The following is a 25,472-nucleotide window of genomic DNA, read 5'->3' on the forward strand; positions in this document are numbered from 1 at the left end:
TAACCTCGACAGTAATACATTAAGACAAACCACGCGCTTCGAGCATTAATTTTTTCATATCTCGAATAGCTTTGTCTAAACCATCAATGACAGCTCGAGCAATAATGGCGTGACCTATATTAAGTTCAATAATTTCAGGTATCGCGGCAATAGGCTTAACATTAAAATAATTCAGGCCATGTCCAGCATTCACTTTTAAGCCTAAACCATGAGCGTATTCAATGCCTTCAACTAAACGCGCAAGCTCTAATTGCTGCTCTGCTTCAGTCGCGGCTTCTGCATATTGTCCTGTATGAATCTCAATATAAGTTGCCTTACTGAGCAGCGCTGCATCAATTTGATCTTTGTCTGCATCGATAAATAAACTCGTTTGAATACCTGCGTCGGCCAAACGTGCTACAGCAGCGTTTATTTTATCTTGTTGTCCAGCAACATCTAAGCCGCCTTCTGTGGTTAATTCTTCTCGCTTTTCTGGCACTAAGCAGCAAAAAACTGGTTTTACGTCACAGGCAATGTCCAGCATTTCATCTGTAACTGCCATTTCAAAATTCATACGAGTATGCAGGGTTTGCTTTAATACATAAATATCACGGTCTTGAATATGGCGACGGTCTTCACGTAAGTGTACTGTAATTCCATCGGCACCGGCATGTTCAGCAACTGAAGCCGCATAAACAGGATCAGGATAGTTAGTGCCACGCGCTTGTCGTAATGTGGCAATGTGGTCTACATTTACGCCTAATAAAATATCATTCATATTCAATCTCTTCTTATATTCTGGTTTATATTTGAGCATTTGAAATTGCTAAATGTTTCATGCCTATACTTTACATATTGTTAAGTTTTTTTACTAAATAATTTTCGACTATTTAAGGGCACACCGTTAAGTAAATGATTTATAACCTGTCGCATTAAACCTTTAAATGTACTTAGTATTTCAGGACTTGATAAGTCATTTTGAGCAATAGCTAATAAGTGTAAACGATCATAACAAGGTTGTTTTAACGCAGTGTAAGCTGGAATAAAACCTTCATCAGGCAAATAATAAAAGCCTTTAGCGCTATGTTCAAATACTAATGAGAAATCAAAAGAAACACCTAACTCTTCCATTAGCATCAATTCAAATTCTCGTAAACAAACTTCAATATTGCTTGATTGGGCTAGAGCCTGCAGGCTAGCTTTATATTGATGAAAAAGCTCATCACAAGCAATGTTTTCTCCCAGTAATTTAACCAATAACTCGTTAATATAAAATGCACTGAATAAGGCATTTTTTTTCAACAAATAAGACTTTCCTATTGGCTCTACACGAATTAAATTTTTAAGGTTATGTTGCCCTTTTAAGGTTACATTAATTGGCAAAAATGGTTGTAGTAAAGCTTTACGACTAGATTTAGTTGAATGCCCCACATAACTCAGCGCCGCTAACTTACCATCGTGCTCGGTTAACAAATCAACTAATAGCTGGTTTTCTCGATAAGGGCGTGTATGAAGTACAAAAGCTGACTGGGTAATTTCTTGCATCTACATTCCAAGTTGGTTCAATGGTATCGAACTGAGCACTCAGTGAGAATTTTAAGGTTGAAAACAAAAGTTGCTTAGTACCTGAATGAACCTAAGCAACTATTATTTGTTGATAATAACTCATGACAATGAAAACTATATAAAGCCAAATTGTTTAAAAGCTATCCTGAGTAATCGTCACCGTAACCTAAACTTCTAAGAGCGCGTTCGTCATCTGCCCAACCTGATTTAACTTTGACCCAGGTTTCTAGAAAAACTTTACGTTCAAATAAATTTTCCATATCGCGTCTTGATTCTTGGCCTATTACTTTTAGCTTTTCGCCTTTGTTACCAATAACCATACGTTTTTGCGTTGTTCTTTCAACTAGAATTAACGCATTGATATGCAAAATACCTTTATCGTCAATCTTAAATTGTTCAATTTCAACCGTGGTTGAATAAGGTAGTTCATCACCGGTGAAACGGATCAGCTTTTCACGAACAATTTCTGAAGCCATAAAGCGGCTTGATCGATCGGTAATATAGTCTTCAGGAAACCAAAAGTCGCCTTCAGGTAATGCCTTGAAACAAATCTTCTTAATAGCATCAACATTCTCACCTTTACTGGCTGAAATAGGCACAATATCAGCAAAGTCATGCATGGCACCTAGTTTTTGTAGGTGAGGCAGTAAAGTGTCTCTGTCTTGAATATTATCAATTTTGTTGACCACTAATACACAAGGCGCACCACTGTTTTTAATTTTTGTTAGTACCATTTCATCATCAGAAGTCCAATGCGTACCTTCAACTAAAAACACTACGGTTTCAACTTCTGCTAAGGTAGAACTTGCCGCACGGTTCATCAAACGGTTAATGGCACGTTTTTCTTCTGAATGTAGACCTGGGGTATCAACTAAAACCGCTTGGTTATTACCTTCAGTTAATATACCTAATATACGATGACGTGTAGTTTGCGGCTTACGCGAAGTAATACTGACTTTTTGGCCAAGTAAAGTGTTAAGTAATGTCGATTTACCAACATTTGGGCGGCCAACAATGGCAATAAGACCGCAATAGGTTTGTTCTGTAGTCATGATTAAATTATCAACTTTATTGTCAAAAAAGCTACTTAGCTTTTTCGATTAATGTTAGCACCTTCAAAGCAGCTGATTGCTCAGCTTTACGTCGGCTAGTGCCTTTAGTAATCACTTCATTTTCAAGTACACTGGTTGTGCAGCGCACCGTAAATTGCTGATTGTGTGATTGCCCTGTGGTATTAATTACATCATATTGCGGCAAAGGAATTTTTCGTCCCTGCAAGTATTCTTGTAAACGTGTTTTTGGGTCTTTTTGTTCATTGCCGGGTTTTATATCGGCTAAGCGCTGTTCAAACCAACTAAGAATAAGTGCCTGACAAGTTGGTAAATCTGAATCTAAGTAAACTGCGCCTAAAATAGCTTCAATAGCATCTTCAAGTATAGAGTCTCGTCTATGACCACCACTTTTAAGTTCGCCAGGACCCAATATCAAGTATTGACCTAAATCGAATGCACGTCCAACTTCAGCTAAAGTGACTCCTTTTACTAAGCTTGAGCGCATACGTGTTAAATCGCCCTCGGCTTGCTTTGGAAACTTTTGAAACAAAGACTCAGCAATAACAAAACCTAAAATCGAGTCACCTAAGAACTCCAATCGCTCATTATGAGCACCTTTAGCACTTCTGTGTGTTAACGCTTGAACTAGTAATTTTGGCTCTTTAAAACTGTAACCAATTTTTTTTGATAGCCGCGCAATGGCGTCAGGAGTATGTAGCACAGTTATTCAATTCCACCAATTCGAGAAAAACGCACATTGGTTGGTATCCAACTTGGTAAAAAGCTATCAGCCGGGCGATCAAAATCAAAACTCATCCAAATAGCTACAGCTTCTCCAACTAAGTTTTCCTCAGGAACAAAACCCCAAAAACGTCCATCTAAGCTGTTATCACGATTATCACCCATTACAAAATATTGACCTTTAGGTACAACAAATTCATTATTTTGAGTGCCACTTTGTCTAAAGTAGTGTTGAACACGCGGTAAAATCTGCTCATTCACTAATAAGTCATGTGTTTTTTCACCCATGGTTGAGGTGTAGCGCGATAACGGCATACCTTGATCGTTATAATCGGTTTTGTTTTTAAATGTTTGCACTATTTGTTCAAAATCAGGACATTTATCATCTGTCGCTAAACAAGAAGGCTTGATATATAAAATTTTATTTTTATAAATTATTCGATCACCCGGCAAACCAACGACACGTTTAATGTAATCAATTTGTGGATTTTGTGGATATTTGAATACCACAACATCGCCACGATCCGGCAGACCAACTTCAATAAACTTATTACGCGCTACAGGATCACGTAACCCGTAGTTAAATTTATTCACCAAAATAAAATCGCCATCAAGTAAAGTTGGCATCATAGAGCCAGACGGAATTTGAAACGGTTCATAAATAAATGAACGCAAAATAAGAACAAAGGCAATAACCGGGAAAATTTGCACTGGGGTATCAATAAAATAAGGCGCTTCAAGAATTTTATTTACTACGTCATCACTTAAATCACCATCGCACTGGGCTTGAGCAGAGACTAAGTTGAGCTGTCTTTGTGGAGCAAAATAAAATTTATCTGCTAGCCATACAATACCGGTAATTACGGTAACTATGACTAAAAATATTGAAAAGTAAACTGCCATATTATTCCTATCTTTTAGTTTTTAAACTCAGTTCAAACTAACTCAGTAAATGACTTACTTTGACATTTTTATTTTGAAAAATGGTCAAGTAAGTCATGAATATTCTTAAATTATTTATCCAATTTAAGTACAGCTAAAAACGCTTCTTGAGGTACTTCTACGTTACCCACTTGCTTCATACGTTTTTTACCGTCTTTTTGTTTCTGCAATAGTTTTTTCTTACGCGAAATATCACCACCATAACACTTTGCCGTTACGTTTTTACGCAACTGCTTAACTGTTGTACGGGCAATAACATTGTTGCCAATTGCTGCCTGTATAGCGATATCAAACATTTGTCGATGGATTAATTCTTTTAATTTCTCAACCAACATACGGCCACGAGGAACTGAATTAGCGCGATGCGTGATCATAGCTAAAGCATCAACTCTATCACCGTTAATCATGACATCAACACGTACCATGTCTGCTGATTGAAAGCGGATAAAGTGGTAATCTAAAGAAGCATAACCGCGACTGGTTGATTTTAACTTATCAAAAAAGTCCATCACCACTTCTGCCATCGGTAATTCATAAGTTACCGCAACTTGATTACCGTGATAGATAATATCTTTTTGCACGCCACGCTTTTCAATACATAAAGTAATAACATTACCTAAATGTTCCTGCGGGACTAAAATATTGGCTTGTACAATTGGCTCACGAATTTCTTCGATATTGTTAGTCGCAGGTAAATCGCTTGGATTATCAATAGAAATAACGTCGCCATTAGTACAGGCAATTTCGTAATTCACGGTTGGAGCGGTAGTGATCAAGTCAAGATCATATTCACGAGCTAATCGCTCTTGAACAATTTCCATGTGCAACATGCCCAAGAAACCGATGCGAAAGCCAAAGCCTAGTGCAGATGAGTTTTCAGGTTCAAAAAATAACGATGCGTCATTCAAGCTCAATTTGTTCAATGCATCACGGAAATTTTCATATTCGTCTGAACTGATAGGAAAAATGCCCGCGTAAACTTGTGGCTGAACTTTTTTAAACCCTGGTAAAGCTTTGTCAGCTTCTTTTTTAAGAATGGTAATGGTATCGCCAACAGGAGCACCATGTATTTCTTTAATACCTGCGATAATAAAACCTACTTCGCCAGCTTTTAATATACCTGTATCTTTTTGTTTAGGCGTAAAAATACCAACTTTGTCGATAATATGGTTTTGTCCAGTCGACATGACCACCATTTTATCGCCTTTTTTAACTTGCCCGTTCATGATACGAACTAAAGACACTACGCCTTGGTAGTTATCAAACCATGAATCAATGATAAGTGCTTGTAATGGCGCATCAGGATCACCTTCAGGGTGAGGGATATTTTCAACGATTGTTTCTAAAACATCTTCAATACCTACACCTGTTTTAGCGGAGCAGGTAACAGCGCCCGTAGCGTCAATGCCAATAATATCTTCAATTTCTTCACTAACGCGTTCAGGGTCAGCTTGTGGTAAATCTATTTTATTCAAAATTGGAATGACTTCTAATTCCATTTCTAGAGCAGTATAACAATTCGCTACAGTTTGAGCTTCAACACCTTGACCAGCATCAACAACAAGCAAAGCACCTTCACAAGAAGCTAAAGATCGTGATACTTCATAGGAAAAATCAACGTGACCCGGTGTGTCGATAAAGTTAAGTTGATAAGTTTCACCGTTTTTAGCTTTATAGTCCAAAGTAACACTTTGTGCTTTGATGGTAATACCGCGCTCGCGCTCGATATCCATAGAATCAAGTACTTGCGCTTCCATTTCACGTTCTTGTAGACCACCACAATGTTGTATTAGGCGATCTGATAGCGTTGATTTACCGTGATCAATATGGGCGATAATAGAAAAATTTCGAATATGTTTCATAAATGGGAAGTCAAATAAGCTTGTAGTTAATTCAATAATGGCGAGATTTTAACGAATTTAGAGCGTTGGGGCTATCTTTTGTTGCGAATCAATCGGTGATTTCTGTAATTGCGATGTTTTGAAATTCTCGGCGAAGAATTTTTGGGGCAAGTTTTTCACACATTGCGATTTTTATTTGTTGTTTTTTGGCTAATAAGAAACCCGAAAAGCCACCAATAATACCGAATATAATGGCGAAGATTTCATGAGGTAATATGGCGTTAATCACAAGCCACTGTCCAAACCAAGAAGCCATAATTAGGCCTAATAGCGGCCACAAATAAACTTGCCAAGCCGATTGTAATAATGCACTTTCATTTAACCCTAAAATAACATTGTCACCAAGCTCTAACGCTAAAGGTGACTTTAGGGTTAAGGTAAGTTTTTTTTGTGGAAATGCTTTGGCGACTTGGCCACTGCCACAATTGTCAACTTGCTGACAACCGCCACAGGCTGACTTAATTAAACTTGTGACAGTTACATTATCATTGTCGATGTCGACAACAGTCGCTTTTTCTTCAATCATGGTGCAGCTTTTGGTGTAAAAACAACGGAGTCAGCAATCGCTTTTGCCGTTTTCGCTGGGATTTTACCCACAACGCTTATTTCAAAATTATTAACCACTTGATTTAACACAACGGTTGCGCCATCCATTACGTAATCTGTTGCTCGCTGCCGTTCTTCACTTTGGCTGACATAAACTGAAACATCGACTAAGCCATCGTTAAAAAGCATAAATTCAACCGGTGTTTTAGTCGCCGACATGCGATGACGATTAGCGTTCAATCGCGAAAAACCTTCAGGTAACCATTTTACTTGCCATTGCAGAACTTGCTCTTGATAGCCCTCAGGTATTTCGATCACTGTCGGTAATGTAGTCTGCTGTAACTGGATCAAGCTTTCACTTAAATCATCGGTTATATCTAAGTGGGTAAATTGTATTTGTTCTAATAGCTGCCCGGTACGATTAGCTAACGCTAATTTAAGCAACATACCAGTTTTTTGATCCAACCAAAGCCAGTGTCCATAGCGATATTCGTCTTTAGATACAATGCGAATTAATTGTGCTGGTCGTCCTAAAACTCGACTACGTCCTACTGAAATAAAATCATAGGTTTGAGCAAGTTTAGTTACACCTTCTCGTAAAACAGCAGGTATTGGGCCCGTTATTTGCTGTGAAGAAACCGAATATGGAGGTGATTCTGGCTCAATATAGCTGACAGTATTGTGTTTACGTAATACGTCTCGACGTGGGCCATTTAAAAGTGACAAGACTTCTAATTCATTGCCATTTTCATCCACGCCATGAAACCAATGATAAGGCTCAGCTTGATTATTTTTAACCACAACAAAAGAAGTGCTAAAGTTAAGGGTTTGTAAGGACGTTGCGAGGCGTTCAAGCCATGGTTCAGCTTGTTCATTTTCATTGGCTGCTACTGATGTGCTAATGGTAACCAATAGCAGCAGACTTGATATTAATTTCATTTAGCTGATTCTTCAGCCTTATCTTGTTGAGTTGATGAAGTGGCATCAACTGAGCTTAATTTAACTTGTTGATGATGATCAGACAACAGTGCTTGAAAACGTCTTTGCTGTTCAATAAAAGCTTGTTTTTCACTGGTACGGCTAGTTTGTTGAAAATTTAAACTTACCGGTTCTGCAATACCACCAAACGGCATAGTTTTTACAACCTGACTAGCTGGCAGTAAAACATCACTGTCTGCAGAGTTTTGCTGAACACCCATAACCATAAGACCGGCAGCAGAAGCCGCAATAGCCATTTGACCAAACGGTTTAGCAAACTGAACTACTTTCGCTTTTAGCTTGCCAACAACATTATTACTTGGACGAGGTGCTAAAATTGTAGGTTCATTGGCAATAGCTGAAGCTATATTTGACGATAGGTCAAGATTGATAACATCAGAAGTTTCGCCGCGCATGACATCACCCATTAAATGGTAACGTTGCCATGTTGCTGACAAGTGTGAGTCATTGAGTATTTCGTCAAATAATTCATCTGCTTGCTGATAGCTATCAACAACCGACGATACATTCTCAAACTTATTTTCACTCATAAATATACCTTCAAAATCTAACTTCTCATTTATTACTCAACAAAAATCATTAAGTAATACTATATTTGCTATTGCCGCAGTAATTATTCCTGCAGTAATGGCCTGATTTTTTTATCTACTGCGTCACGTGCTCTAAATATTCTAGAGCGTACGGTACCAACAGGACAATCCATAACCGTTGCTATTTCTTCGTAGCTCATACCTTCTAACTCTCTTAGGTTGATTGCAGTGCGCAAATCTTCCGGCAATTGCTCAATGGTCTTAAACACGACACTCTTAATTTCAGCGGTTAATAATAATTTTTCTGGTGAAGCATTTTCCCGTAAAGCTTCACCTGAGTCATACATTTCTGCATCTTCAATTTCAATATCTGAGCCAGGAGGTTTACGCCCACCGGCTACTAAATGATTCTTCGCACAGTTAACAGCTATGCGGTATAGCCAAGTATAAAAAGCGCTATCGCCTCGAAAATTTGGTAAGGCGCGATAAGCTTTGATAAATGCTTCTTGTACTATATCAGGCACATCACTATGGTTTTTAACATAGCGTGAAACCAAATTTGATACTTTATGTTGGTACTTAGTTACCAGCAGGTTAAATGCGTTTTTATCACCACGTTGCACCCGCTCAACCAACTTCTGGTCAACGTTCTGTTCGCTCATTTGAGCCGTATCTCCTACTCACCATTATTTAACTTATCTACAACTGGTTTACATCTGGATCGTGGCAAACGCTACAAGTAGGACTAGCCTTGTGTTAAAAAGTTCGATAAATATTAAAAAAAAACTAATTTTTATTTATAAAAATAGTTTAGTACTGTTTTGTAACTGCAATAAAAGCTAATATTGAGCTATCAATTATTGTACCCCAATTTCAAGAATATATGAATCAACAACACAATTGTGACGTTTTAATTATTGGTAGTGGCGCCGCTGGATTATCTCTGGCACTTCATTTAGCAAAAAATGCCGATGTTATCATCCTAAGTAAAGGGCAAATCAATGATGGCTCAACCTTTTATGCTCAAGGTGGGGTTGCTGCTGTATTCGATGAAAATGACAGCGTTGCTTCTCATGTTGCGGACACCTTAATAGCAGGTGCTGGTTTATGTGATGAATCAGCGGTGCAATATACGGCTGAAAATGCTAAAAAGTGTTTGGAATGGTTAATTGATAAGGGCGTACATTTTGACCAAGAAATGCCAGCCGCTAATGGTGAAATTAATTATCATTTAACGCGTGAAGGCGGTCATAGTCATCGTCGAATTTTGCACTCAGCCGATGCGACGGGTCAAGCGATACAAACTACCTTAGTTTCTCAAGTAAAAAATCATAGCCGAATTCGTATATTTGAACGTTACAATGCCATTGACTTGGTTTATCAAGAAAATAAAGCGATAGCAAAACGTGAATGTATTGGTGCTTATGTATGGAATCGCAATGACGAACATGTTGAGCGTGTTTTTGCCAAAAAAACCATTTTAGCCACTGGTGGCGCCAGCAAGGTTTATCAATATACCTCTAATCCTGACGTGGCAAGTGGCGACGGCATTGCCATGGCATGGCGTGCAGGTTGCCGTGTTGCGAATATGGAGTTTAATCAGTTTCACCCCACTTGCTTGTTCCACCCTGAAGCCGGTACATTTTTGTTAACAGAAGCATTACGAGGTGAAGGTGCTGTACTTCTTCGCCCAGATGGTAGCCGGTTTATGCCTAGCTTTGACGAGCGAGCAGAGTTAGCACCACGAGATATTGTAGCGCGGGCAATTGATTTTGAAATGAAACGCTTAGGCGCTGATTGTATGTATTTGGATATTAGTCATCAATCAAGTGACTTTATTAAGCAACATTTCCCAACTATTTATGAACGCACGTTAGCCTTAGGTATTGATATAACCAAACAACCTATGCCGGTTGTACCCGCAGCCCATTATACTTGTGGTGGCGTGATGATTAACCAACAAGGTAAAACCGATATTGAGCATTTATATGCCATAGGTGAAGTTGCTTATACTGGTTTACATGGTGCAAACCGTTTAGCAAGTAACTCGTTATTAGAATGCCTTGTTTTTGCGCGTGCAGCAGCCATTGATATTGAACAAACATTAGATTTGACCAAGCCATGCATAACATTACCTCCATGGGATGAAAGTCGAGTCACTAACTCTGATGAAGAAGTTGTTATTCAGCATAACTGGCACGAACTGCGTCTATTTATGTGGGATTTCGTTGGTATTGTAAGAACAACAAAACGTTTAGAGCGTGCTTTGCACCGCGTTGAGTTATTACAAAGTGAAATTGAAGAATATTATTGTAACTTTAGAGTGAGCAATAACTTGTTAGAGTTACGTAATTTAGTGCAAGTGGCTGAATTGATCATACGTTCTGCTTTAGACCGAAAAGAAAGCAGAGGCTTACATTATACCCTTGATTTTCCAGAATTATTGTCTGAAGCGAAAATAACCATACTTACCCCGAGTAATATCGATCATTTTAAAGCTTTAACTCAGGTGAGTTTTTCATTCGCAAAATAGTGCGAGCAATACGCGCCTGATCTTCACTGGATAAGCTGTCTTTAAAAATAAAGTATTGTTTTAAGGCAACATCACTTTTTGTAAATACCAACCAATATCCCCACAAATTAATCTGTGAGTTTGCAGATAGCTGCAAAATATTTTTATGATTAAATTGGCATTCACCCGTATCAGATAGAATAAAGTTGTTAGCTATGCAGGTTTTTATTGAGGGTTTTAATTTAAAGAGTTGTTCGGTTATTACAGCGATATGCGGATGACAATAGTGTGATAAAAGTAACACAGTACATAAAATCCCAAGCCAAAGTTGAAAACCTACAAGTACTGTTAGGGTTAGATAAAAGAAAAGCGTATAAAATGAAAATATAAAAGTCGCCCTGTGTTTAGAGGGCGACACACGAATGTTATACTTTAACGCGCTGTAATATAAGTTGGACCATGGCGTTAAGATCTTTGTCTTCACAAGTTTCGTGTCCCATAAACCAAGCAAACAGCTCAGGATCTTGGCAAACTAATAAACGTTCGAAAATTGCTTTATTTTCTGCCGTAAGATCATCGTATGCATCTTCAACAAAAGGCATAAAGAGTACATCTAACTCTAGCATGCCGCGTCGACAAGCCCATCGTAATCGAGGTTTATTATCTGTTAATGTCATACATAACTCTAATTGGGAATATTTTTACGTATTCTAGCAAATCCAAGGTAAAAATAGCCACGAATTGATCATTAAATTAGACAAGGTTGTATTATCAAAGTAGCAGAAAAATAGCACATGTGGTTGTAATTCGAATAAATGTCCTCATTTTAGAAGTTAATAGACTTTTTCAGCCTTTTGCAGGATGAACATCATAATGAATAATAACTTACCCAGTTATAACGAATTACCCGAAGTATTTGCCATTAACCTAAGTAGTATTGGTGCCATTACCCTTACGGGTGAAGAACAAATAAAATACCTACAAGGCCAAGTAACTTGTGACGTTGCGAGCTTAGAACAAACAAAGTTACTTAACGGGGCTCACTGTAATGCTAAAGGTAAAGTATTTTCTGCATTTCGTTTACTTGAACGCCAAAGTAAATTTTTTCTTATCCAGCCAATCAGCTCAATTAAGCAATCATTAGCAGAATTGAAAAAGTTTGGTGTATTCGCCAAAGTTGAAATAACTGAAGATGTTGAACAAGCTTACTTAGCCATCGCAGGCCAACAAGCTGCCATAAAAATGGCCGCGTTGTTTAAACAAGTTCCTGATGAAAAAACACCCGTAATTCATGAAGGTGATACTACCTTAGCTTATATTGCTGGTAATATTGATCGCTACCTTATTATTGGCAATGCGGCGCAGTTATCAACTTTTTCATCAACATTAGACTTCACTGTATATAACGATTCTGTTTGGAACCTTCTTGAGATTGTTGAAGGCTTCCCACAAATTGCACAGCAATATATTGCCGAATATGTACCGCAAATGCTTAATTTACAGGCGATTAATGGTATTAGCTTCACTAAAGGCTGTTATTTAGGTCAAGAAACAGTTGCCCGTATGCAGTATCTAGGTAAAAATAAGCGCGCACTTTTTGCACTAACAGGCGATAACACTCAAGCCAAAGTGGGTGATATTATCGAGAAAAAGCTCGGTGATAACTGGCGTAAAGCCGGTGACGTGTTAGCATCTTATCAAGCAAGTAATCATCAAACGTATATTCAAGGTGTGTTAGCTAACGATATTGACGATGCTACCGAATTAAGAATTAAAGAGCAGAGCTCAAATTTAACCATACTCCCATTACCTTATAAAACAAATACAGACTAAGCATAGGACTTAATATGAAAATTACCGATAACAAAGTGGTTGTACTACATTACGCCGTTTCTGATAGCGAAGACACCTTAATTGATAGTTCATACGATCACAGCCCATTAGCGGTAATTCAAGGCTCAAACTATCTTATTTCTGGCTTAGAAGAAGCCTTAGTTGATCACCAAGCCGGTGATAAATTTGAAGTTGAAGTAAGCGCAGATAATGCTTACGGCCAACGTGAGGATGGCTTTGTACAAACCGTACCAAAAGCAATGTTTGGTGGTATTGAAGATTTAGCCGTGGGCAGTCAATTGCGTGCAACTACTGACGATGGCGAGCAAACTGTTATCGTAATCGACGTACAAGATGATGAAATAACGGTTGATGGTAACCATCCACTAGCAGGTATTGACTTAAAATTTGATGTTGAGGTGTTAGAAGTACGTGATGCAACTGAAGAAGAGCTAGCTCATGGCCATGTGCATAGTGAAGGCGGCTGTGGTCACAGTCATTAAAAAATTTTAATTAATGCAAAACATAAAGGCACCAATCAGGTGCCTTTATTACTTTATTTCGATAAGTTAATAACTTGCGCCTTTATTTCTGCATATCGCATGGCCTGACAAACACCGAAAAAACTTAACTGTCTAACTTTTGCGCGGGTAAATAATGGCACCGTCATACCTGACAAAAAACGGCATAGCGTATCAATAGATAAACCTGCAGGTGTTGAACCTGCAGGGCTTTTCATAGTTGAAAAATGTTGCTTCAATTGCGTAATAGCTAGCTCAATAGTTTGTATGCTCACCGGTAGATGATTATTTGAATATTGTAATTTAGCCACCTGCCCACGACAAACTGAGCAATGCCCGCAGCTTTTAGGTGCTTGTTGATCATCAAAGTAATGGCAAAGCTCTTGGGTTAAACAATGCTGACTTTGAAAGAATGCCACTAACTTATCAATACGCTGAATTTCTGACTGCTCTTTTTCATGAAAATAATGAAACAGTCGGTCCACTAAAGTAACATCGCTTAATGCGGCTATATCCACACTAAACACTTCGGTAGCTTTTTTCGTTTCTAACACAATGTGCTGTTGTTCGGCTAAATACTCAAGTGCAGCAACAATACGTTTTCTTGGTGCTTGAAAGCGAGAATACATTAAATCAAAGTCTGGCTCTCCCCAGATTTTTTTCATTTTTGCCGCGCTAAAAACCTGTGCTAAAAACTCATTTCTTTCAGCATTAAAGCTACGAATAATATTTTCTTTTGGTGTGACGAACTTAAACTTAAAATCAGCAAAATAACTGAACTTAGCGTTGATAACGCCCAATAGTTCTAATTGAACCAACAGCGTTTTTAGTGCTAATTGTTTAATATTACTCGCATTTGATAAACTGAGTACTTGCAGTTCCCATTGACCACTGTGCATTTCGTTACGAATATTTTCTAACACATACTCAATACTGCTTCTTTCGGGGGTGTCAGCATAAACAAAGTTTTCTACCGTATGAATTCCATCAAGGTTAGCTAAGGTATAACAGGCTGCATTGCCTTTATCTCGCCCTGCTCGACCTATTTCTTGGCTATAGTTTTCAATGGACTTAGGTAAGTCGTAATGTATTACAAAGCGGATATCTGATTTATCAATTCCCATACCAAAGGCGATGGTGGCTACGATAACCGGCGTTTTACCTTGCATAAAGTCTTGCTGGATTTTCTGACGTACATCATCTTTAAAGCCCGCATGATAAGCTTTTGCTGATATACCTTGTTGTTGCAAATAATTCGCAACTTTTTCAGCACTTTGCTGCAAAGTAACATAAATAATACCGCAACCTTGATGATGTTGAATTAAATCGACTAAGGTTTGATTTTTTGCAACTTCCGCGACTGGCAAAACCGATAAGTCTAAGTTACTGCGATAAAAGCCTGTTTGTACTATATGCTTGTCATCGATACTAAACTTTTTCGCCATATCTTGCTTAACGTGTTTAGTAGCGGTTGCGGTCAGTAATAACACTAAAGGAATATTTAGCTCTTCTCGATAACGTGGTAATTTTAAGTAATCAGGTCGAAAATTATGCCCCCACTCAGATATACAGTGCGCCTCGTCAACGACTAACATCGATATGGCAATTGACTCAATAAACTGACGAAAACGCTCATTTTTAAAGCGTTCAACCGACACCATTAAGATTTTGATTTTACCGTCGCGAACATCACGCGTGACTTGTTGGCTCTCTTCGAACGATAACGTTGAATCAATGCTAGCACCAGCAATACCCTTGGCATGTAAAAATGCTAACTGATCTTTCATCAAAGCCAACAATGGCGACACCACTAGGGTTAAATGCGGTAAATTGATTGCCGCTAACTGATAACAAAGCGACTTTCCTGCGCCTGTGGGAAATATGGCAAGTGAAGATTCACCATTAAGTAATTGCGATATCGTTTGTTCTTGCCCGATTCTAAAGTCGTCAAAGCCAAAGGTAGTTTTTAAGGATTGATGTAAAGTCGACATATATAGCCTATTTTCTTAATATCGCGCTAACTTACTATACTTCAGCCGCGACTACACTTATTTCAACTAACAATACATCTCTTGCCATTGCTGCTTGCACACAAGCACGAGCAGGTGCGAAGCCATCAGGAACCCAAGCATCCCATACGGCATTCATCGCTGCAAAATCAGCCATTGTTTTTAAGTATATTGTCGCTGAAAGCATATGCTGCTTTGAACTTCCTGCTTGTGTTAATAATGCTTCAACTTTATCTAACATTGTTTGTGTTTGATGAGTAATATCTTGCGTCGCGTCAGCACACACTTGACCACACAAATAAACCGTACCCTTGTGTTTAACAATACGACTCATGCGCGGTTTAGTTTCTAATCTTTCAATAGTCATTTAATTTCCATTCACATATAAAAAAGCCCTGCTAAATGTTAACAGGGCTTGTGGTGATTAACACTAATAATTAACGTTGAGTAGCTTTCATAAAATCTGGATCATTAAATAAAGCGCCACAAAGTTTTTGTACCAAAACAGGGTAATTTAATTGGCCATTTGGAATAGCAATGCTCCCTATAAATGATGACTCAAACTCATGGGTAACAGAGATTGATTTTGTAAAAATAACGCTATCCTTGTTTGTAACAACAAACTCAACAGTCATTTTGCCATCACCTACTGAAAAACCCGATACATCAATATCATTTTCAATAAGTTTGCCGGCAATAACAATGGAAGAAACACCTGAATAAAGCTTTGCTGCCGTTAATTCACTTTGTAGGGCTGATTCTAAATAATCGCCAAAAGACTTATTATTAGGAGAAACTAAACTAGAACCACGAAGTGAAATAGAGTTAAGCTTTTTATTATCTTCAATGTTGCCAACAGCCATTAACTCAAGAGAACTTCGTTTCAAGTGCTGTAAATTATCCATTGAGTTTTTGTATGGCGGTGCAACCATAGTACATGCAGATAAAAACAACACCGTAAAAATCGCTAAATATTTCATATAGACCTCCCTGTGTTATTCAGTAATGTTGTTGAGCTCTTCAACAAGTAGATTAATTGCTTGCTCTGAAGCGCGACGGGCAGAAAGTGAAAAGTCACTTTTAAATTCATCGAACTCTGCATGACCAGCCGACTCGACTGTTTTTTCCCAAACCAACTCACCATTCGCATCGATTGCTTTACATATCAATTTGATTGAAAAGTCTGTCGCAGGCCAAGTCATTAAACTATCAGAGCTTGAATTAGTTTCTATTTCAGGTACAAAAATTAAGGAAATGCCTTTCTCATTGATAAAGTCACTCTCATCTAATGATTTTACCGAGTAAACATCTTTGTACTTACTTGATAAAGCAGTATAAAAAGCACTTTCTAAATCACTATATGGTAGATAGGTTATTTTATCGCCACCGCCACCTGGCGAGGTTACTTTTTTCTTTTTGTTTTCATCAGAGATGTAATAACCAACAATTTTTTCACTCTTATTTTCTGCTTGGTTAATATTTGCCATATCTGGGTTTATTTCAATTTGGTGCGCACAGCCTGTAACGAGTAGAGCTAGCAGCACTATAATGCTTTGAATATATATTTTCACTGAGGATCCCTTTCAATTTATTATTGTTTATTACTTGTTATTATTTTGTTAACTAAAGTTAACGAGCACAATGTACATATTTTTTTCTTCATATTCAATAATTAACTATAAACACTACTATCGATTTTACTGTCAAAATTGAATCAAAAAACATAGTTTACCTATTGTATTTAAGGCAAAAAAAAACCTGCTTCTTAGCAGGTTTTTTAAATTTATTTGATTCATTTACTTCGTTAATGAAGATATAAAAGAAAAATTATTCCCACTCGATAGTGGCAGGTGGCTTGCCTGATATATCATAAACCACACGAGATATACCATCAATCTCATTGATAATACGGTTAGATACCAGACCTAAAAAGTCGTAAGGTAAATGTGACCAACGAGCCGTCATAAAGTCGATAGTTTCCACACAGCGCAAACTTACTACCCAATCATATTTACGCGCATCACCCATCACACCAACAGAGCGTACAGGTAAAAACACGGTAAATGCTTGGCTTACTTTTTTGTATAAGTCATGCTTGTGTAATTCTTCAATGAAAATATGATCCGCACGACGTAATAAGTCAGCATATTCTTTTTTCACTTCACCTAAAATACGCACACCTAAACCTGGTCCAGGGAACGGATGACGATATAACATATCGTAAGGTAGCCCTAACTCGAGTCCGATTTTACGTACTTCATCTTTAAATAATTCACGTAAAGGCTCAACTAAACCAAGCTTCATATGATCAGGTAAACCACCAACATTATGATGAGATTTAATCACATGGGCTTTACCAGTAGCAGATGCCGCTGACTCTATAACATCAGGGTAAATAGTGCCTTGCGCTAACCATTTAGCGTTGCTGAGTTTATTCGCTTCTTCATCAAAAATTTCAACAAAAACATTGCCAATAATTTTACGTTTGGCTTCTGGCTCGCTCTCAGTCGCTAAGCGATCTAAGAAACGGTTTTCAGCATTAACATGAATAATCTTTAGACCAAAATGGTCACCGAACATATCCATCACTTGCTGACCTTCGTTTAAACGTAATAAACCGTTATCAACAAACACACATGTTAACTTGTCACCAATCGCGCGATGTAAAAGCATAGCAACAACTGATGAATCAACACCACCTGATAAACCAAGAATTACTTCGTCATCGCCAATTTGTGCTTTCATTTTTTCAATGGCGTCTTCAATAATTGACGCTGGGGTCCACAATTTTTCACATTGACAAATATCAACGACAAAGTGCTCTAAAATACGCAAACCTTGTTTAGTATGTGTTACTTCAGGATGAAATTGCACACCGTAAAATTGCTTTTCTTCATTGGCCATTGCTGCATATTTACAACTTGGTGTTTGTGCTACGGTGACAAAGCCATCAGGAATTGCTGATACTTTATCGCCGTGACTCATCCAAACATCTAATAACGCATTACCGTTTGCACTGACGTTATCTTCTATAGCATTAAAAAGCGCCGATTTAGCGATAACTTCAACAGCGGCATAACCAAACTCTTTATGCTCAGAGCCTTCAACAGCACCGCCCAATTGCTCAGCCATTGTCTGCATGCCATAGCAAATGCCTAATACAGGTACACCGGCATTAAAAACATATTCAGGTGCACGAGGAGAGTTGTGCTCAGTAACTGACTCAGGTCCGCCAGCTAATATAATACCTGTAGGGTTAAAGCCTTCAATTTGTTCTTGAGTAACATCCCAAGCCCATAATTCACAGTAAACGCCTATTTCTCGTACACGACGAGCAATAAGTTGAGTGTATTGCGAACCAAAATCTAATATCAGTATGCGGTGATCATGAATGTCTTTACTCATGTTGTTTTCCTACTTTTATTTAACAATAAAATGAATAGGCTGAGCTTGCTCAATATGAGTTAGCGCTCAGCCTATTTGAATTTTTAGATGACATTTTCAATCATCTATTTCTATAATTTCTGTCAACATTCAATCGAAAATATTGCCGTCATATAAACGTCAGTAGCTTGATGCTTAGTTTACTGGTTGAGTACTCACAACCTTAAAATTGACGACAATAATTCAACAAAGCCTAACCTGTTCTGTAGTTAGGTGCTTCTTTTGTTATGGCAACATCATGCACGTGCGACTCACCCATACCTGCAGAAGTGATTTTCATAAATTCTGGTTTAGTACGCATAATTTCAATCGTTGCTGAACCAGTTAAGCCCATTGATGAACGCAAGCCACCCATTTGTTGATGAATAATTGCTGCAACAGGACCTTTATAAGCAACACGACCTTCAATACCTTCAGGTACTAACTTGTCTGCTTCACCATCTGACTTTTGGAAGTAACGATCACTTGAACCTTCTTTTTGGCTCATCGCGCCTAAAGAACCCATGCCGCGATATGACTTATAGTAACGACCTTGATAAAGCTCGACTTCACCAGGTGCTTCTTCAGTACCTGCAAGCATGCTCCCCACCATTACACAATGTGCGCCAGCAACTAGTGCCTTGGCAATATCGCCCGAAAAGCGAATGCCGCCATCAGCAATAACCGGAATACCTGTACCTTTTAAGGCTTCAACAGCATTCGAAATAGCGGTTAATTGCGGTACACCTACACCCGTAACGATACGAGTAGTACAAATAGAACCTGGACCTATACCAACTTTTACCGCGTCAACACCAACATCTGCCAGTGCTTTAGCACCAGCACCTGTAGCAACGTTACCTGCAATAATTTGTAAATCAGGATAACGAGTGCGTGTTTCAGCAACGCGGTCAATAACACCTTGCGAATGACCGTGTGAAGTATCAATTAATAGTACATCTACACCAGCAGCAACAAGCGCGTCAATACGTTCGTCTGTACCTGCACCAACACCAACAGCAGCACCAACACGTAAACGACCTAACTCGTCTTTACATGCGTTAGGTTTGCTTTCAGCTTTTTGGTAATCTTTAACGGTAATTAAGCCCTTCAAAGTAAAGGCATCATCGATCATGAGAATTTTTTCAATGCGATGCTCATGCATCAAACATAAAATTTCTTCACGCGAAGCACCTTCTTTAACGGTGACTAATTTATCTTTTTTGGTCATCAATGCTGAAACCGGCTTTTCTAAGTCAGTTTCAAAACGTAAATCACGACCAGTAATAATACCGACCAATTTATTTTTTTCATCAACAACAGGGAAACCAGAAAAACCAAGCTCATCCGCTAAACGCATAGTATCTAGGATACTTGCACTAGGGTTAACGGTTACTGGATCTGAAACAATACCACTTTCAAATTTCTTTACTTGAGAAACATTTTTGGCTTGTTCAGCAATGGTCATATTTTTATGAATAAAACCTATGCCACCTTCTTGTGCTAAGGTAATGGCTAAACGCGCTTCGGTCACTGTGTCCATCGACGCAGAGATCATAGGAACATTTAAATTGATCTTTCGAGTTAATTTGGTTTTTAAATCGGCAGTATGAGGCAGTACCGTAGAATGAGCAGGTACCAGTAAAACATCGTCAAAAGTTAACGCTTCTTGGGCAATTCTTAACATCGCAACATCTCTCTAAAATGAGTGGTTAGGGAGGAAATATTGCGGCAGAATTTTAACCGCTTTCCCTGCTAAGGTAAACTTATAATTGCAATTAATCGAAAATAAACTGTCGATGCTTGGCTAAACAAATATATAATACTTAATAATGACACCTTCATTTCCTCTTAATATTAAAAAAGTAACGTATTTATGGCTCAACAGCATATTCTTCAAGTAAGTGAACTCACCAAAAAAGTACGTTTTATTCTAGAAAGTGAGTTAAATACGGTCTGGTTATGTGGTGAAATTTCTAATTTTATTGCCGCCGGTTCAGGGCATTGGTATTTATCACTTAAAGATCAAAAGTCACAAGTTCGTTGTGCCATGTTTAAAGGCAATAATCGCAGAGTAAGAATACAACCGCAAAATGGTCAGCAGGTTTTAGTGCGGGCCAAAGTATCATTGTACGAACCTAGAGGCGACTTCCAACTTATTATCGAACAAATGGAGTCTGCCGGTGAAGGGCTATTACGACAACAATATCAATTATTAAAAGATAAACTACATAACGAAGGCTTATTCGAACTTCATCACAAGCAAGTCATCCCTAAGTTAATTCAAACGGTAGGTATAATTACCTCCCCTACCGGTGCTGCGGTAAAAGATATCATCACAGTACTCAACCGTAGAAACCCTTTATTAAAAGTTATTATTTACCCCGTGTTAGTGCAAGGCGAGCAGGCTAAATATGATATTGCTCAGGCAATAGCTTTGGCAAATCAACGCAACGAGGTAGACGTATTATTAATATCACGTGGCGGTGGTTCTCTAGAAGATTTATGGGCTTTTAATGAAGAAATAGTGGCACGTGCTATTTTTCAATCCATATTACCGACTATCAGTGGCGTGGGTCATGAAATAGATACTACATTATCTGATTATGTGGCTGATTTAAGGGCCCCAACCCCCTCTGCTGCAGCCGAACTTGTTTCTGCTGATGTTGATGAACGGATCAATAGCGTTAAGGTTCTTCTCAGCCGTGCTCAATTAGCGATCAAACAACAATTACAACGTTCAAGATTCTCTGTGGTAAATTTAAACCACCGATTAGGCCAAGTTCACCCTGAACATCAATTACAAAATAAACAACAAAAATCGGATGAACTCACTTTACGTTTGCAAGGGTTTATATCTCGAAAACTTAATCAAGTTAAGCACCAGCCTAGCTATCTCCAGCAACGTCTTTTAAATGCAAGCCCGGCTAACAAGATAAAACGTAATTTACTGTATTGTGAGCAACTAATAACACAACTTAGTAGTGCACAACAACGACTATTAATGCTTAAAAGAGAGTCTTTTGCTCATCAATGCGAACAGCTACATATTGTTAGCCCGCTAGCAACGATTGCTCGGGGTTACAGCATAACTCGCACTGAACAGGGTGACATGATTAAAAGTATCAAAGATATTACGATTGAAAGTAATATTAAAGTGGAAGTTTCAGATGGTGTAATAGACGCTAAAGTAATAGCGGTGAAAGCAAATTAACCGGATAAGATTACCGCTTCTTGTAATAGTTTAGTCACTTCTGACTTGCTTGAGTCGCTAAATTTAACACCGAGTAATACGCCCCCCGCTTGAATTTTACTATTACAAATTTCAGCTTCAAGCTTAAGGTTTTTTAAGCTCTGAAAATCTTCGATAATAATTTCTACTGGCTTATCATCAGTTAATGTAAGCTTTTCTCCATTAGTGATCATGAGCTTACAGCCAGAAACAGAAATATCAGAAATTATTGATCCCCAATACTCATCTTTAATTTTAGTTTTAGCTTTAATATAGGTTTCAATGCGCATAGAAGACCGTAAGTTTTGTAAACTTACTTCGCGTGGAAACTCTAAGACTAAAATACGTGATGGTATTTGAATTGACTGTTTCAAATTAGAAATAAAGGCAACCACAGCTCCTTCATGCCCTTCAATTAAACCGCGTACCGTTACACCCATGCCAGGAGCAATGTATTGAGCGAAAGTACCCATTTTTGAGCTGTCAGGGTATTGAACTAAGACATAGTGTTTCTGCAAATAACCAATAAAAGTTGAACGAAACTTTCCACGTTGTCCCGCAGGAGTCGACATATCTAGTGTCACAACAGCGCCGGGATGTAATAAAGCTAAATTATTATTTAACCGTGCTACCGTTTCAATTCTCGCTGAAGTATCAGGCATAAATTTCCAAAAATTTTATTCTTAATGAAACAAAATAATACTGTTAAATAAGATGCTTAGAGAGTTTACATTAGCGGAATATAGTCGCTAACGCAATATACTTTGCTGTAATTTTATACAAAATTTAGTGATAAAAAAACTGACCTTAATAAGTCAGTTTTCTATAACTAAAAAATAACTCTTAGTCTTTTTTATAACCTTGAGTTGCACGTGCCATTTTCTTCTGTTCCGTGTAGGTTAGTTTTTTCTTACCTGCAAACGGATTAGACGTTTCTCTAAACTCAATTCTAATCGGCGTACCCATAATTTTCAATGACTTACGATAGTAATTCATTAAATACCGTTTATAAGAAAGTGGTAAATTTTTTGCTAAATTGCCATGAATGACAATAATAGGTGGGTTATAACCACCAGCATGAGCATATTTTAGTTTTATACGACGGCCTTGATGCATAGGTGGCTGATGGTCAAACACTGCCATATCTAAAATCTTAGTCACCATAGAAGTAGATATACGTTTAGTCGCTGAAACAAACGCTTCTTCTACTGATTCGTATAAATGACCTACACCTGTACCATGTAGTGCTGAAATAAAATGAATACGGGCAAAATCAATAAAGCCTAAACGGCGATCTAATTCAGATTTTATACGATCTTTAACATGATCATCTAAGCCATCCCATTTATTTACCGCTAGTACTAATGAACGACCCGCTTCTAAAATAAAGCCAAGTAAGCTTAAATCTTGGTCGCTAATTCCCTCTTGAGCATCGATGATCAACAAACAAACGTTCGCATCTTCAATTGCTCGTAAGGTTTTAATCACAGAAAACTTTTCAACAATATCGGTAACATTTTTACGGCGACGAATACCTGCGGTATCTATAAGCGTGTACGGTCGGCCATTATGCTCCATTGGGATGTACACGCTATCACGTGTTGTCCCTGGCATGTCAAATACCACAACTCTGTCTTCACCTAAAATACGGTTAGTTAATGTTGATTTGCCTACGTTAGGCTTACCAATTATGGCTAACTTTATGGTGTCTGTTTCTTCAGGCGCATCATCAATATTTTTTTGGTCTAGTGCTTCATGATCGATATTTTCGTCATATTCACCGTCAAACTCATCATTTTCTTGAGCTTTTGGTTTACCAAGTTCTTCGATATGAGGCGTTAGTGCTAAGGTTAATAACTGTGTAACCCCACGGCCATGTGCGGCCGCAATTTGATGAACTACATCGCCTAAACCTAGAGAATAAAAGTCAGCAACGGCAGAGTCGGCATCTATACCGTCTACTTTATTGGCCACTAAAAAGACTTTTTTATCTTGCTTACGTAAATGACTCGCAATACCTTGGTCAGCAGAAGTTAAACCCGCTCTTGCATCAACCATAAACAACACAGCATCAGCTTCATCAATAGCGATCAATGATTGCTCTGCCATTAGCGCATCGATACCTTTCTCGTTGCCTTCAATACCACCGGTATCAATAACGATAAAAGGATGTTCTTCAACTTCCGCTTTTCCGTATTGGCGATCGCGAGTTAAACCAGGATAATCGGCAACTAAAGCATCTCTACTGCGCGTTAATCTATTAAATAGTGTTGATTTACCGACATTAGGTCGCCCAACAAGTGCTACTACAGGAAGCATGTTCACCTCAAATTTCTTTTTACACTAATTTGATATTAGTGTTATTAATAAACAACGGCTCCAGCACATTTTGCACTGGAGCCGTTTATAATTTTAGCCTAAATATTTAACTAGCCCATTTTTTTTAACCGGCTAAATGAATATCTTATTTTGGAATAGTAATCGCTTCTAAATCACCATTACGTGCTTGGCTATACAAAACATTATTTTCAACCGTAGGAGTTGCATGAATTCCACTACCATCAACATGATGGCGAGCAACTACTTCACCCGTAGTTTGATCTAACCAATGCAAATAACCTTCAAAATCACCGACCACTACATAGTTACCTTGAGGAACAGGTCCTGTGAGGCCGCGATTAGTGAATAATAGTTGGCTCCAAAGCTCTAAACCATTATTACGATCGATGGCATATACATGACCTTTAACGTCGGTTAAAAATAGGCTGTTACCACTGATAGAAACTTCACGGTAAGAAGAGTATTGACGTTGCCATAATACACGGCCTGAACGTAACTCTACTGCACTTAAATTACCACGTGACGAAACAGTATAAATGTTATCACCGTATATTAATGGCGTTGAGTCAACATCAATTACACGTTCTAATTCAGTTGAGCCTGCCGCTTCACCAATATCTACTGTCCAACCTTGGCGACCTTGCTCAAGTAAATAAACAGATAATGAACCGTCAGCTGAGCCAACAATTACACCACCACCCGCAATTACCGGTGCGCTGATGCCACGCAATGTTAATGGTGGAACATCTTGTTCAATTTGCCAGTCGTCTTGACCATTTGAAGCATTGAATGCTTTCATCACACCCGAAGCAGTATTTACCACAAGTTTCCCAGAATCTAAAGCTGGTGCTGCTATGACCTCACCTTTAACTTTACCTTTCCAAGATAGCTTGCCCTTTTCAGCGTCAAGCGCAATAACTTCACCATTTTCACTACCGAAAAAGACTTTGTTTATGCCAGCAACAACACCACCGCTAATAAGCGCAGGTTCTTTATCATCAAAAAAACCACGTTTGTTTTCAATATCACTTAAGTCAGCATACCAAACTTGCTTACCGGTTTTTTCATCAAAAGCGTAAGCTTCACCGTCACGACTTGTGCTAAAAACTTTACCGTAAGCGACTACAGGTTGAATACGAGAAAAGTAATCACCAACACCATCGCCAACACTTGTGTCCCACTTTACAGCAGGTTCAAACAATGCCTTTATTTCTGTTAACTCTGCAACCTTAAGATCTTCGTCTTCATCATCTGTTGAAGAACACGCAGAAATGCCAAGTGCTAGAAAACAAATAACAAGGAGGTTTTTATTAAAGCGTTTACTCATAAACATGCTTATATCACTC

Annotated in this window: 25 protein-coding genes; 4 read left to right on the top strand and 21 right to left on the bottom strand. The window is 38.3% G+C overall.

Features of this window, described 5'->3' with window-relative positions:
* Positions 1-19 precede the first annotated feature (19 nt).
* The 10 genes from pdxJ to rpoE all read right to left on the bottom strand — a co-directional run bounded on the left by pdxJ (position 20) and on the right by rpoE (position 8,918).
* Positions 20-757 (bottom strand): pyridoxine 5'-phosphate synthase, encoded by a 738-nt coding sequence (gene pdxJ / locus DBO93_RS14990; RefSeq protein WP_108457059.1) that lies wholly within the window; start codon positions 755-757, stop codon positions 20-22.
* Between the two features lie 80 nt (positions 758-837).
* Complete coding sequence (gene recO, locus DBO93_RS14995) at positions 838-1,524, bottom strand: DNA repair protein RecO (protein ID WP_108457060.1); 687 nt, start codon at positions 1,522-1,524, stop codon at positions 838-840.
* Between the two features lie 161 nt (positions 1,525-1,685).
* Positions 1,686-2,597, bottom strand: coding sequence for a GTPase Era (gene era / locus DBO93_RS15000; protein WP_108457061.1), 912 nt, complete (start codon positions 2,595-2,597; stop codon positions 1,686-1,688).
* A 31-nt stretch (positions 2,598-2,628) separates the two neighbouring features.
* On the bottom strand, positions 2,629-3,318 hold the full coding sequence (gene rnc, locus DBO93_RS15005) for a ribonuclease III (protein WP_204100628.1): 690 nt from the start codon (positions 3,316-3,318) through the stop codon (positions 2,629-2,631).
* Between the two features lie 2 nt (positions 3,319-3,320).
* A complete protein-coding gene (gene lepB, locus DBO93_RS15010; protein ID WP_108457062.1) occupies positions 3,321-4,241 on the bottom strand; it encodes a signal peptidase I in 921 nt (306 codons plus the stop codon).
* Between the two features lie 110 nt (positions 4,242-4,351).
* Positions 4,352-6,142, bottom strand: coding sequence for a translation elongation factor 4 (gene lepA / locus DBO93_RS15015; protein ID WP_108457063.1), 1,791 nt, complete (start codon positions 6,140-6,142; stop codon positions 4,352-4,354).
* Between the two features lie 88 nt (positions 6,143-6,230).
* Entirely contained in the window at positions 6,231-6,707 is a 477-nt protein-coding gene (locus DBO93_RS15020; RefSeq protein ID WP_108457064.1) for a SoxR reducing system RseC family protein, read from the bottom strand.
* On the bottom strand, positions 6,704-7,666 hold the full coding sequence (locus DBO93_RS15025) for a MucB/RseB C-terminal domain-containing protein (protein WP_108457065.1): 963 nt from the start codon (positions 7,664-7,666) through the stop codon (positions 6,704-6,706). Before DBO93_RS15025 ends, DBO93_RS15020 begins: the two co-directional genes overlap by 4 nt.
* Positions 7,663-8,256, bottom strand: a complete 594-nt coding sequence (locus tag DBO93_RS15030) for an RseA family anti-sigma factor (protein WP_108457066.1) — start codon at positions 8,254-8,256, stop codon at positions 7,663-7,665. The genes DBO93_RS15025 and DBO93_RS15030 overlap by 4 nt, the downstream gene beginning before the upstream one ends.
* 83 nt (positions 8,257-8,339) lie before the next feature.
* On the bottom strand, positions 8,340-8,918 hold the full coding sequence (gene rpoE, locus DBO93_RS15035; protein ID WP_108457067.1) for an RNA polymerase sigma factor RpoE: 579 nt from the start codon (positions 8,916-8,918) through the stop codon (positions 8,340-8,342).
* Positions 8,919-9,139: 221 nt separating this feature from the next.
* On the opposite strand from rpoE, the gene nadB reads away from it, so the two are divergent.
* Positions 9,140-10,789 (top strand): L-aspartate oxidase, encoded by a 1,650-nt coding sequence (gene nadB / locus DBO93_RS15040; protein WP_108457068.1) that lies wholly within the window; start codon positions 9,140-9,142, stop codon positions 10,787-10,789.
* Here the strand turns inward: nadB and DBO93_RS15045 are convergent.
* Both DBO93_RS15045 and DBO93_RS15050 read right to left on the bottom strand, forming a co-directional pair.
* The gene (locus tag DBO93_RS15045; RefSeq protein WP_108457069.1) at positions 10,749-11,072 is read right to left on the bottom strand and encodes a hypothetical protein; all 324 of its coding nucleotides are present in this window, start codon (positions 11,070-11,072) and stop codon (positions 10,749-10,751) included. The two genes, nadB and DBO93_RS15045, sit on opposite strands and share 41 nt — an antisense overlap.
* Positions 11,073-11,193: 121 nt before the next feature.
* Positions 11,194-11,445, bottom strand: coding sequence for a succinate dehydrogenase assembly factor 2 (locus tag DBO93_RS15050; protein ID WP_108457070.1), 252 nt, complete (start codon positions 11,443-11,445; stop codon positions 11,194-11,196).
* A gap of 196 nt (positions 11,446-11,641) precedes the next feature.
* Here DBO93_RS15050 and ygfZ point away from each other — a divergent pair, with 196 nt between their 5' ends.
* Together ygfZ and DBO93_RS15060 are read left to right on the top strand one after the other, a co-directional pair.
* Complete coding sequence (gene ygfZ / locus DBO93_RS15055) at positions 11,642-12,601, top strand: tRNA-modifying protein YgfZ (protein WP_239059010.1); 960 nt, start codon at positions 11,642-11,644, stop codon at positions 12,599-12,601.
* 14 nt (positions 12,602-12,615) lie between these two features.
* Complete coding sequence (locus DBO93_RS15060) at positions 12,616-13,104, top strand: peptidylprolyl isomerase (RefSeq protein WP_108457072.1); 489 nt, start codon at positions 12,616-12,618, stop codon at positions 13,102-13,104.
* Between the two features lie 53 nt (positions 13,105-13,157).
* Here DBO93_RS15060 and DBO93_RS15065 read toward each other — a convergent pair whose 3' ends face one another.
* The 6 genes from DBO93_RS15065 to guaB form a co-directional block, all read right to left on the bottom strand.
* The gene (locus tag DBO93_RS15065; protein ID WP_108457073.1) at positions 13,158-15,113 is read right to left on the bottom strand and encodes a RecQ family ATP-dependent DNA helicase; all 1,956 of its coding nucleotides are present in this window, start codon (positions 15,111-15,113) and stop codon (positions 13,158-13,160) included.
* A gap of 34 nt (positions 15,114-15,147) precedes the next feature.
* Positions 15,148-15,498 carry a RidA family protein gene (locus DBO93_RS15070; RefSeq protein ID WP_108457074.1) on the bottom strand — a complete coding sequence of 117 codons (351 nt, stop codon included), beginning with the start codon at positions 15,496-15,498 and terminating at the stop codon, positions 15,148-15,150.
* A gap of 70 nt (positions 15,499-15,568) precedes the next feature.
* On the bottom strand, positions 15,569-16,111 hold the full coding sequence (locus tag DBO93_RS15075) for a hypothetical protein (protein WP_108457075.1): 543 nt from the start codon (positions 16,109-16,111) through the stop codon (positions 15,569-15,571).
* A 15-nt stretch (positions 16,112-16,126) separates the two neighbouring features.
* Positions 16,127-16,702 (bottom strand): hypothetical protein, encoded by a 576-nt coding sequence (locus DBO93_RS15080; protein WP_108457076.1) that lies wholly within the window; start codon positions 16,700-16,702, stop codon positions 16,127-16,129.
* Positions 16,703-16,958: 256 nt separating this feature from the next.
* Positions 16,959-18,536, bottom strand: a complete 1,578-nt coding sequence (guaA, locus tag DBO93_RS15085; protein ID WP_108457077.1) for a glutamine-hydrolyzing GMP synthase — start codon at positions 18,534-18,536, stop codon at positions 16,959-16,961.
* 232 nt (positions 18,537-18,768) lie between these two features.
* Entirely contained in the window at positions 18,769-20,241 is a 1,473-nt protein-coding gene (gene guaB, locus DBO93_RS15090) for an IMP dehydrogenase (protein WP_108457078.1), read from the bottom strand.
* 189 nt (positions 20,242-20,430) lie between these two features.
* On the opposite strand from guaB, the gene xseA reads away from it, so the two are divergent.
* Positions 20,431-21,768, top strand: coding sequence for an exodeoxyribonuclease VII large subunit (gene xseA, locus DBO93_RS15095; RefSeq protein WP_108457079.1), 1,338 nt, complete (start codon positions 20,431-20,433; stop codon positions 21,766-21,768).
* On the opposite strand, the gene DBO93_RS15100 is transcribed toward xseA, so the two are convergent.
* The 3 genes from DBO93_RS15100 to bamB form a co-directional block, all read right to left on the bottom strand.
* On the bottom strand, positions 21,765-22,448 hold the full coding sequence (locus DBO93_RS15100) for a PilZ domain-containing protein (RefSeq protein ID WP_108457080.1): 684 nt from the start codon (positions 22,446-22,448) through the stop codon (positions 21,765-21,767). The two genes, xseA and DBO93_RS15100, sit on opposite strands and share 4 nt — an antisense overlap.
* Positions 22,449-22,629: 181 nt before the next feature.
* Positions 22,630-24,105: a ribosome biogenesis GTPase Der gene (der, locus tag DBO93_RS15105; protein WP_108457081.1), complete on the bottom strand. Its 1,476-nt coding sequence runs from the start codon at positions 24,103-24,105 to the stop codon at positions 22,630-22,632.
* A gap of 145 nt (positions 24,106-24,250) precedes the next feature.
* Positions 24,251-25,453: an outer membrane protein assembly factor BamB gene (gene bamB, locus DBO93_RS15110; protein WP_239059011.1), complete on the bottom strand. Its 1,203-nt coding sequence runs from the start codon at positions 25,451-25,453 to the stop codon at positions 24,251-24,253.
* Positions 25,454-25,472 lie beyond the last annotated feature (19 nt).

The sequence above is a fragment of the Colwellia sp. Arc7-D genome (assembly GCF_003061515.1).
Taxonomy (GTDB): Bacteria; Pseudomonadota; Gammaproteobacteria; order Enterobacterales; family Alteromonadaceae; genus Cognaticolwellia.

Bases quoted from the DNA above. Each gene is read 5' to 3' on its own strand.
- pdxJ (WP_108457059.1), bottom strand. From the start codon at position 757: ATGAATGATATTTTATTAGGCGTAAATGTAGACCACATTGCCACATTA.
- recO (WP_108457060.1), bottom strand. From the start codon at position 1,524: ATGCAAGAAATTACCCAGTCAGCTTTTGTACTTCATACACGCCCTTAT.
- era (WP_108457061.1), bottom strand. From the start codon at position 2,597: ATGACTACAGAACAAACCTATTGCGGTCTTATTGCCATTGTTGGCCGC.
- lepB (WP_108457062.1), bottom strand. From the start codon at position 4,241: ATGGCAGTTTACTTTTCAATATTTTTAGTCATAGTTACCGTAATTACC.
- lepA (WP_108457063.1), bottom strand. From the start codon at position 6,142: ATGAAACATATTCGAAATTTTTCTATTATCGCCCATATTGATCACGGT.
- DBO93_RS15020 (WP_108457064.1), bottom strand. From the start codon at position 6,707: ATGATTGAAGAAAAAGCGACTGTTGTCGACATCGACAATGATAATGTA.
- DBO93_RS15025 (WP_108457065.1), bottom strand. From the start codon at position 7,666: ATGAAATTAATATCAAGTCTGCTGCTATTGGTTACCATTAGCACATCA.
- DBO93_RS15030 (WP_108457066.1), bottom strand. From the start codon at position 8,256: ATGAGTGAAAATAAGTTTGAGAATGTATCGTCGGTTGTTGATAGCTAT.
- rpoE (WP_108457067.1), bottom strand. From the start codon at position 8,918: ATGAGCGAACAGAACGTTGACCAGAAGTTGGTTGAGCGGGTGCAACGT.
- nadB (WP_108457068.1), top strand. From the start codon at position 9,140: ATGAATCAACAACACAATTGTGACGTTTTAATTATTGGTAGTGGCGCC.
- DBO93_RS15050 (WP_108457070.1), bottom strand. From the start codon at position 11,445: ATGACATTAACAGATAATAAACCTCGATTACGATGGGCTTGTCGACGC.
- ygfZ (WP_239059010.1), top strand. From the start codon at position 11,642: ATGAATAATAACTTACCCAGTTATAACGAATTACCCGAAGTATTTGCC.
- DBO93_RS15060 (WP_108457072.1), top strand. From the start codon at position 12,616: ATGAAAATTACCGATAACAAAGTGGTTGTACTACATTACGCCGTTTCT.
- DBO93_RS15065 (WP_108457073.1), bottom strand. From the start codon at position 15,113: ATGTCGACTTTACATCAATCCTTAAAAACTACCTTTGGCTTTGACGAC.
- DBO93_RS15070 (WP_108457074.1), bottom strand. From the start codon at position 15,498: ATGACTATTGAAAGATTAGAAACTAAACCGCGCATGAGTCGTATTGTT.
- DBO93_RS15075 (WP_108457075.1), bottom strand. From the start codon at position 16,111: ATGAAATATTTAGCGATTTTTACGGTGTTGTTTTTATCTGCATGTACT.
- guaA (WP_108457077.1), bottom strand. From the start codon at position 18,536: ATGAGTAAAGACATTCATGATCACCGCATACTGATATTAGATTTTGGT.
- guaB (WP_108457078.1), bottom strand. From the start codon at position 20,241: ATGTTAAGAATTGCCCAAGAAGCGTTAACTTTTGACGATGTTTTACTG.
- xseA (WP_108457079.1), top strand. From the start codon at position 20,431: ATGGCTCAACAGCATATTCTTCAAGTAAGTGAACTCACCAAAAAAGTA.
- DBO93_RS15100 (WP_108457080.1), bottom strand. From the start codon at position 22,448: ATGCCTGATACTTCAGCGAGAATTGAAACGGTAGCACGGTTAAATAAT.
- der (WP_108457081.1), bottom strand. From the start codon at position 24,105: ATGCTTCCTGTAGTAGCACTTGTTGGGCGACCTAATGTCGGTAAATCA.
- bamB (WP_239059011.1), bottom strand. From the start codon at position 25,453: ATGAGTAAACGCTTTAATAAAAACCTCCTTGTTATTTGTTTTCTAGCA.